The sequence below is a fragment of the Buchnera aphidicola (Rhopalosiphum padi) genome (genome assembly GCF_005080845.1).
In the GTDB taxonomy this organism is placed as follows: domain Bacteria; phylum Pseudomonadota; class Gammaproteobacteria; order Enterobacterales; family Enterobacteriaceae; genus Buchnera; species Buchnera aphidicola_AO.
Map to the genome: position 1 here is coordinate 1 of NZ_CP034859.1, position 7,764 is coordinate 7,764.

Annotated in this window: 7 protein-coding genes; 1 reads left to right on the forward strand and 6 read right to left on the reverse strand. The window is 26.4% G+C overall.

Annotated features, from left to right (window positions below; all coding sequences use genetic code 11):
* Positions 1–18: 18 nt before the first annotated feature.
* Both repA (D9V76_RS03140) and D9V76_RS03145 read right to left on the reverse strand, forming a co-directional pair.
* Positions 19–768 (reverse strand): plasmid replication initiator RepA, encoded by a 750-nt coding sequence (gene repA, locus D9V76_RS03140; RefSeq protein ID WP_158337736.1) that lies wholly within the window; start codon positions 766–768, stop codon positions 19–21.
* A 180-nt stretch (positions 769–948) separates the two neighbouring features.
* Positions 949–1,452 (reverse strand): TIGR00645 family protein, encoded by a 504-nt coding sequence (locus tag D9V76_RS03145; RefSeq protein ID WP_158337738.1) that lies wholly within the window; start codon positions 1,450–1,452, stop codon positions 949–951.
* Positions 1,453–1,765: 313 nt separating this feature from the next.
* Here D9V76_RS03145 and repA (D9V76_RS03150) point away from each other — a divergent pair, with 313 nt between their 5' ends.
* The gene (gene repA / locus D9V76_RS03150; protein WP_158337740.1) at positions 1,766–2,617 is read left to right on the forward strand and encodes a plasmid replication initiator RepA; all 852 of its coding nucleotides are present in this window, start codon (positions 1,766–1,768) and stop codon (positions 2,615–2,617) included.
* 373 nt (positions 2,618–2,990) lie between these two features.
* Here repA (D9V76_RS03150) and leuD read toward each other — a convergent pair whose 3' ends face one another.
* Genes leuD through leuA form a run of 4 tightly spaced genes read right to left on the reverse strand, consistent with a single transcriptional unit; the run spans position 2,991 to position 7,702 of the window.
* Positions 2,991–3,614, reverse strand: coding sequence for a 3-isopropylmalate dehydratase small subunit (gene leuD / locus D9V76_RS03155; protein ID WP_158337742.1), 624 nt, complete (start codon positions 3,612–3,614; stop codon positions 2,991–2,993).
* Between the two features lie 2 nt (positions 3,615–3,616).
* The gene (leuC, locus tag D9V76_RS03160; protein WP_172599447.1) at positions 3,617–5,029 is read right to left on the reverse strand and encodes a 3-isopropylmalate dehydratase large subunit; all 1,413 of its coding nucleotides are present in this window, start codon (positions 5,027–5,029) and stop codon (positions 3,617–3,619) included.
* Between the two features lies 1 nt (position 5,030).
* Entirely contained in the window at positions 5,031–6,122 is a 1,092-nt protein-coding gene (gene leuB / locus D9V76_RS03165) for a 3-isopropylmalate dehydrogenase (protein ID WP_158337746.1), read from the reverse strand.
* 23 nt (positions 6,123–6,145) lie between these two features.
* Positions 6,146–7,702 carry a 2-isopropylmalate synthase gene (leuA, locus tag D9V76_RS03170; RefSeq protein ID WP_158337748.1) on the reverse strand — a complete coding sequence of 519 codons (1,557 nt, stop codon included), beginning with the start codon at positions 7,700–7,702 and terminating at the stop codon, positions 6,146–6,148.
* Positions 7,703–7,764: the final 62 nt, after the last annotated feature.

Genomic DNA, 7,764 nt, shown 5'->3' on the forward strand with positions numbered 1-7,764 from the left:
GTTGTGTAAATTTATTTGTTATTTTTTTTTATATAACTTACATAAGTTGCTATATTCAATATCTATCTTTTTTTTAAGACCTTTAGGACCTATTTTAGTTAATTCACTAGCTGTATAATAATTTATTAAGGCATTTAAAATTTTATTTCTAGCAGATTTTTCATCTAATTTAGAAATTATTTTTATATCTGAAAATGAAATAAATATTTTTTTTTCTTTAATTTTTAAATTTTTTAATAATTTTTTTTGACCAGATAAATATTGATTTATTGTTGATTGTGAAATATGAAATAGCATAAAAAAACTTGGTGTCAAAAATATTTTTTTAGGTATGTAATTACTAGTTGATTGAGTCTTTTTTTTCTTGCATTTTACAAAACCCATTGGTTCTAAAAATTCACTAATTAATCGTGAGGCGCGAGTAATAGATTTATTACCAGAATCAGAAAAAGTTGAAAGTCCACATTCATCTGCTAGTTTTTCGATAGACGCTTCAACTAAATTAGAATCAATATTACAATAGTATAACATCGCTAGAACTATAGCTCTCATAGCACATGCTCGATGCTCGTTTAATCTTCTAAATCGAGGTAAAATATTGCCAGTTTTAGGATCTATTGCTAATAAAGTATAATTTAGTCTACTTCTTGCAACATCTATTTCTGATGCTTTTTTCATTGCATAACAAATAAAATTAGATCTTTTTTTCTCATTTTTAGGAGGATTAAAAACTGGTTTTGGATTACATATATAATTTTTTCTAGGCACTAATATAATACGCTTGATGTAAGTAAAATATTTTTGTTAAATATAAATAAATTAAAATTGTTTTTTAAAAAATAGTATTTAAAATAAATTTTTTTTATATTAAAAAAATGCAATATATAAAATATAACATGAATTTGGTATTCTTTCAAATAACTTTAACCACTTCATTTTAAAACGTTATTAATGAATAATGTGTTTCTTTTTACTCATTTTATCAATATAAGCCATACCAAAAGCAGATAGAACAAACGTTAAATGAATAATAACGCATAACATAATTTTATTATCTAAAATTCGCTCTGCTTCCATAAAAAGACGTAAAAGATGTACAGAAGATATAGCAACAATAGAAGAAGCAACTTTATTTTTAATTGAATTAACATCCATAGTCCCCATCCAACCTAACCTTTTTTCGTTATCTTGAATATCCATTTTAGAAATAAAATTTTCATAACCTGAAAACATAACCATAACTAATAGACCACCTACTAAAGCAATATCAATCAATGATAAAACAACTAATACAAGACCAGATTCTGACATTGCTAAAATATCCGGAATAATAAATATTATTTGTTGAAAAAATTTTAATGTTAATAATATAAATCCAAATGACAAACCTACATATACCGGAAACATTAACCAACGAGAAGCATATATAGACCTTTCAATAATTTTTTCCATTTTATTCCTACTTTTTTTTTAATAAATATAAAATGTTATTTCAATGACATTGATTATATTTCAAAAATAAAAATTTTTACATAACTAAAAATAAATATTTGAAAATATTTATTTTTAGCAAGTTATGTTGAAAATTATTAAAATATATGTTAAATATATCTATACGTAAAAAAAATATTAAAAAAACTAAATTTAATATTTTAAAAATATTATTAAATTATTATTTACATAAAAAATTTTAGTACAAAAAAAATTAAATTGTTTGAATCTTACTATCACAAACTATACATTCACATTTTTTAAGTATTCCTATATGCCATCTAGAGAAAATTACGTATATAATCGAAATCCAGTTTTTACAGCACCTAAAAACAATAAAAAAAGACCGTCCTTTATCTGTCATGCAATGAAAAAAGCATCAGAAATAGATGTTGCACGATGTGAATTAAACTATGTTATTCAACCAAAAAACATTAAAACTGGACTACCCTTAAAAAGATTTAGAAGATTAAACGAGCATCGAGCATGTGCTATGAGGGCAATGGTCTTAGCTATGCTTTATCATTTTAATATTTCTTCCGAATTAGTACAAGCTTCAGTAGAACAACTATCCGACGAATGTGGTTTGTCTACATTATCTAAAGTCGGTAATAAATCTATTACCCGGGCTTCTAGACTCATTACTAATTTTATGGAACCAATGGGTTTCGTAACTTGCAAAAAAATATGGGATAGAGTATTAGGCAACTATATGCCAAAAATGATTACACTTACGCCATTATTTTTTATGCTATTAGGTATTTCTGAAAAACAATTAATAAATGCTAAAAAACAACAATTAGGATGGATTAATAAAAATCTTATCATCAAGGGATTGAAACCTATAACGGTAATAGAAGCAAAAAGACGAGCTAAAGATATTCAAATTAGAAATCTTTTTAAATACAGGATTTCTAAACATAATTTTTATAAAAAAAGAAAAAATGCACAACGATTAATAGCTCTAGATGAAAAAGAAGCAAGACAAAAAATTCTTCGTGCATTAGTTGCTAAATATTCTATTAGCGAATTAACTACACTTGGCCCCAGTGGATTAAAAAAACAAGTAAACATCAGTTATCATTATTTACGGAAAATTGCTACAAATACGTATCAAGATAATTAATGTAATAATACTACAATAGTAGTAATAATAAAATATTGTAAAATGTAGTAAAAATATAACCTCCTCTTTCTAATATTACGTTAACACGTAAGCTTTTCTATTTTTTTAACTCCACTTTTTTTAAAAATTCTAGTAATTTTTCTAGAAAAATTACTTATTGTATAATACATATCTGTTTTCAGATTATTTTTATTTACTAAATACGTTTTTTTTTTTTTTTAATATTATAAATGCATATTATTTTTTTATATAAATGCTTTCTATAATATAAATGCAAAATTACATTTCTTTAAATATTAATAAAAAGATAAATAAACATGAGCTTAAAAAATAGCGAATATTTTTTTAAAAAAAATATTCGCTATTTAAAAATTTAAGAGGTAAATTCTTGTCTTTCTAAAAGAAAAGAAGATATATTGTCTTCATAAGATTTAATCTTATGATTAATTTTCATAGTTAAGTCAATATTATCCCAATTATTTAATAAACAAAGACGCTGAAAATCATCTATTTGAAATGGAATATCTAAATCACCTGCAGTAATTTTCTTATTAATTAAACTAACATTAAAAGAAATACCAATTTTAGTATCAACTAAATTAAAAAGATAATCGATATGTTTTTTTTCTAAAACAACTAAAAGAAGCTTATTATTAAAACTATTATTAAAAAAGATATCAGAAAAACTAGATGAAATAATTACCTTAAATCCGTAATCTAATAAAGACCAAACAGCATGCTCTCTAGAAGAACCACAACCAAAATTCCCCCGTGTTAATAGAATACTAGCGTTTTTATAAACATAATTATTCAAAATAAAATTTGGATTTATCTTTAACTGATTTTTATCAATAAACCTCCAATCATGAAATAAATATTTACCAAAACCAATTTTATTAACTTTTTGTAAAAATTGCTTTGGAATAATAGCATCAGTATCTATATTAGATATATTTAAAGGGGCAACAACGCCATTATGTTCAGTAAATTTAAACATTTTTAATTAGTCTCACTATCTAAATTTCTAACATCAATAAATCGACCGTATATAGCTGCAGCAGCAGCCATAATAGGACTAACTAAATGTGTTCTACCACCCCTACCTTGACGTCCTTCAAAATTTCGGTTGCTAGTAGAAGCACAACGTTCACCATCACTTAATTTATCGTTATTCATACCTAAACACATAGAACAACCTGGTAATCGCCATTCAAATCCTGCATCAATAAAAATTTTATCTAAACCTTCTTTTTCAGCCTGTTTTTTTACTGTACCAGATCCAGGCACAACAATTGCTTTTATATTTTTTGAAATTTTTTTATTTTTCAATATTTTAGCTGCAGATCTTAAATCTTCTATACGAGAATTAGTACAAGAACCAATAAACACCTTATCAATTTTAATGTCTGTTAAATATGAACCTGGTTTTAAATTCATATAATTACATGCAGAACGAGCTAAATTTTTCTTTACAGAATCTTCAAAAAAATTAAAATCAGGAATTTTTTCGTTAATTGATAAAACCTGATCAGGACTAGTCCCCCAAGTAATTTGAGGAGAAAGATTAGATACATCAAAAGTAAACTCTTTATCAAAAAAAGCATTTTCATCTGTTATTAATGTTTTCCAATATTTTACAGCTTCTTCCCAAAATTTACCCTGAGGTGAATAACGTCTACCTTTTAAATATAAAAATGTAGTTTCATCTGGTGCTATTAAGGCTGATTTAGCACCCATTTCAATCGCCATATTGCAAACTGTCATTCGTTCTTCCATGTTCATTTTTTTAATTACATCACCACAAAACTCAATTACATATCCAGAACCACCCGATGTACCTAATTTTCCTATAATAAAAAGAATAATATCCTTAGCAGTAACAAAATTCTTAATTTTCCCCTTTATTTGAATTTTCATATTCTTTAAACGTTGTTGTTTTAAAGTTTGTGTTACAAGAACATGTTCAACTTCAGAAGTACCAATTCCAAAAGATAAGGCACCAAATGCACCATGAGTAGAAGTATGAGAATCACCACATACTATAGTCATACCAGGTAATGTCATACCTTGTTCAGGACCGATAACATGAACTATACCCTGTTTAGGATTATTTAAATCATATAAAGATATATTAAATTGATTACAATTTCTTATTAATTGTTGCATTTGTATTTTAGCCATAGATCCTGATGCATTAATATCTTTACTTTCTGTAGAAACATTATGATCCATCGTAGCAAAAGTTTTTTTAGGTTGCCTAACAACACGATTTTTTATACGTAGTGAATCAAAAGCTTGAGGTGATGTTACTTCATGTAGTAAATGTAAATCTATATATAAAATTGATGCATTGTTTTTTTCTTCATGTACAATATGTGCATCATATATTTTTTCATATAAAGTCTTTTTCATTTTATTTTCCATTAATTAAAAATTTAGCAATAATATCACCCATTTCATTTGTTTTTATATAATTTTTACCATCAGATATGTCTAAAGTTCGATAACCTGCTTTTAAAGCACTATAAACGGATGAATCGATTTTATCTGCAATTTCATTTAAATTCATACTATGCCGAATTAGCATAGAAAGAGAAAGAATTTGAGCTATAGGATTAGCAATATTTTTACCTTCAATATCTGGTGCAGATCCTCCAGCAGGTTCATATAAACCAAATTTTTTACTATTTAAACTAGCTGAAGGTAACATTCCAATTGAACCTGTAATCATCGCACATTCGTCTGAGATAATATCTCCAAAAATATTAGAACAAAGAAGCACATCAAATTGACTAGGATTTTTAATAATTTGCATACATGCATTATCAATATATAAATGAGATAAAATAATATTTGGATAATTTTTAGAAACTTCTTCTACAATCTCTCTCCATAAAATTGAACTTGCAAGAACATTAGATTTATCAATAGAACATACCTTACATCTTCTAGAACTAGCTAATTCAAAAGCTAAATGTGCAATACGTTTAATTTCAAAATCATAATAAATTTCAGTATCAAATGAATATTCACCATTTTCATTTTTTGATCGACCTTTGGGTTTACCAAAATAAATTCCACCTGTTAACTCTCTAACACATAATATATCAAAACCATTTCTTACAATATTAGAACGTAAGGGAGATAAATTTTTTAAATCTGAATATAATTTTGCTGGTCTTAAATTAGAAAATAAATTAAAATGTTTTCTTAAGGGTAATAAAGATGCCCTTTCTGGACGAGATTCTATTGGTAAATAATCCCATTTTTTACCACCTACCGAACCGAATAAAATTGCATCAGAATTTTCGCAACCTCTTAATGTTTCTTCAGGTAAGGCAATACCTTCCCTATCAATAGCTATACCACCAACATTAAATTCACGTATTTCTAAAGGTAAGGAAAAATTTTTTTCTAAAATATTTAAAATTTTATAGGCTTCTCGCATAATTTCAGGACCTATACCATCACCTGGTAAAACTGCAATACGAAATTTTTTTTTCATAAAATATATTCCATTTAAAAAACCTAATTGTTTATTTTTTTTAATTTTTTTAACTTTTCATTTACTTGATTAGCTTTCCATATATTATTTAATACATTCACCATTGCTTGAGCTGAAGATTCAATAATATCTGTAGCTAAACCCATACCATGAAACTTGCGTTTTTTATGTTCAACTAAAATATCAACTTGACCTAAAGCATCTTTTCCCTTACCTTTTGCTATAAGTTGATATTTCTGTAAAATTATAGGAAAGTGAGTAATCCTGTTTAAAGCTTGATAAATAGCGTCTATAGGGCCATTGCTTGTTGTAGCAGATTCTATAAAAGTTTTTTCACCACATAATAATTTTACTGAAGCAGTAGACAAACCATTGGAAATAGATTGAACACTAAAAAAAGATAAAGAAAAGTGTTCTAATTCTTCTTGTTGTTGATTTATAAAAGCTAATGCTTCCAAATCATAATCAAACACTTGTCCCTTTTTATCTGCTAATTTTAAAAAAGATGCATAAAGTTCATCTATTTTATAATCACATTCTCTATAACCCATTTCAGTCATATAATGTTTTACAGCAGCTCTACCAGATCTAGAAGTTAAGTTTAATTTAACTTCCTTTAAACCAATACTACTAGGTTCCATGATTTCATAATTTTTTCTATTTTTTAAAACACCATCTTGATGAATACCAGAAGAATGTGCAAATGCATTACTTCCTACTATTGCCTTATTAGGTGGGATTGGCAAATTGCAAATTTGACTTATAATCTGACTAGTTCGATAAATTTCTTTATGTTTTATTTTAGTAGAAACACCTAAAACATCTTCTCTTACCTTTATAGCCATAATTACTTCTTCTAAAGCTGTATTACCAGCTCTTTCTCCAATTCCATTAATAGTTCCTTCTATTTGTCTAGCGCCTGCTTGTATAGCTGATATTGAGTTTCCTACAGCCATACCTAAATCATTATGACAATGAACTGAAATTATTGATTTATCAATATTAGGAACACGTTGAAATAAATTATGAATTATAGAAGATAGTTCATTAGGTACCGTATATCCTACAGTATCTGGTATATTTATTGTTTTTACTCCTGCATTTATTAATTTTTCTACAATACGACACAAATTATCCATTGTAGTTCTGCTTGCATCTTCACAAGAAAATTCAACATCATCAGTATAACGTAATGCTCTTTTAACTGACGTTATTGCCATATCTATTATTTGATCGAAATTTTTCCTTAATTTAGATTCCATATGAAGTATTGAAGTTGCTAGAAAAATATGAATTCTAAATGCATTAGATGAAGACATTGCTTCTGCAGCAGCATCGATATCTTTATCTAAACAACGAGCTAAACTACATATTCTACTATTTTTAATATTTTTAGATATAGTTTGAACTGATTTAAAATCTCCAGGAGATGAAATTGGAAAACCTACTTCGATAATATCTATACCGGTATTTTCTAAAGATAGTGCAATTTGTAGTTTTTGTTTAACACTCAGACTAGCTTGAAGTGCTTGTTCACCATCGCGTAGGGTGGTATCAAAAATAATAACTTGTGAATTCATAAAATTTTTTCTCGATAATTAAAAAAATGATCTTTTGATCATAACAAATAAATTTACACAAC

Coding starts and splice junctions, on each gene's coding strand:
- D9V76_RS03145 (WP_158337738.1), bottom strand. CDS start 1,452: ATGGAAAAAATTATTGAAAGGTCTATATATGCTTCTCGTTGGTTAATG.
- repA (WP_158337740.1), top strand. CDS start 1,766: ATGCCATCTAGAGAAAATTACGTATATAATCGAAATCCAGTTTTTACA.
- leuD (WP_158337742.1), bottom strand. CDS start 3,614: ATGTTTAAATTTACTGAACATAATGGCGTTGTTGCCCCTTTAAATATA.
- leuC (WP_172599447.1), bottom strand. CDS start 5,029: ATGAAAAAGACTTTATATGAAAAAATATATGATGCACATATTGTACAT.
- leuB (WP_158337746.1), bottom strand. CDS start 6,122: ATGAAAAAAAAATTTCGTATTGCAGTTTTACCAGGTGATGGTATAGGT.
- leuA (WP_158337748.1), bottom strand. CDS start 7,702: ATGAATTCACAAGTTATTATTTTTGATACCACCCTACGCGATGGTGAA.